This is a genomic window from Streptomyces sp. T39 (assembly GCF_008042045.1).
Classification (GTDB): Bacteria; Actinomycetota; Actinomycetes; order Streptomycetales; family Streptomycetaceae; genus Streptomyces.
This window is the reverse complement of the sequence record NZ_RDBP01000046.1, coordinates 1-642: the sequence shown is the minus strand read 5'-3', so window position 1 is coordinate 642 and position 642 is coordinate 1. Positions and strand designations below refer to the sequence as shown.

The following is a 642-nucleotide window of genomic DNA, read 5'->3' as shown; positions in this document are numbered from 1 at the left end:
CGACGAGAAGGTGGTGGCGGCGCTGCGCGGCCGTCTCGGCGGCACGGTACGGACCGGAACGGACCACGGATCGCACCCGGGCGGCGGCACCTCCGGCGCCGAGGGCCACGAGGGCCACGAGGGACAGGACGGCCGGGACGGCCACGAGGCGCACCACGAGGGCCGGGACGGCCACGAAGGGAGCCACGGGGGCTGATCGCACGGTGCGGCGTCCGCCGTCCGGCCGGCCCCCGGCCCGGGCGGCGTCCGCCGCACCCCTCACCGCACGTTTGTACCGTCCGCGCACGCCGAGGCCGGGCGGGTCCGGGAGCAACCGCTCCCGGACCCGCCCGGCCTCGGCCGTGCTCAGCGGGTCACCGGCACCTCCGCCCGCCGTTGATGCAGTTGACCACCTTGTTCATCAGGTTCTCGTCGAAGACGTTGATGAAGTCGCCGTGGTCGGTGATCGGCTTGTGCAGCTGCTCGGGGAACGAGTCGACCGCGAACACCGAGGCGTTCTCCCCGTCGAAGACCGGCGGCGGCACGTCGTAGACGATCCGCTGGACCAGCTGGGGGATGGCCTGGAAGCCCTGCGGGCAGCGGCCCCCGGCGTCGGCGAACGCCACATGGGTGCGGTGGTTGGCGCTGTCCGTGTTCTGGCCG

1 protein-coding gene and 1 pseudogene are annotated in these 642 nt (G+C 74.0%); one reads left to right on the top strand and one right to left on the bottom strand.

Annotation, left to right across the window (positions count from 1 at the left end):
* Positions 1–196: pseudogene (locus EAO77_RS29790) on the top strand (hypothetical protein); the annotation flags it as partial.
* 157 nt (positions 197–353) lie between these two features.
* On the opposite strand, the gene EAO77_RS29785 reads toward EAO77_RS29790, so the two are convergent.
* Positions 354–642 (bottom strand): DUF1996 domain-containing protein (locus tag EAO77_RS29785; protein ID WP_147991446.1); only part of this gene is annotated, 289 nt, incomplete at its 5' end.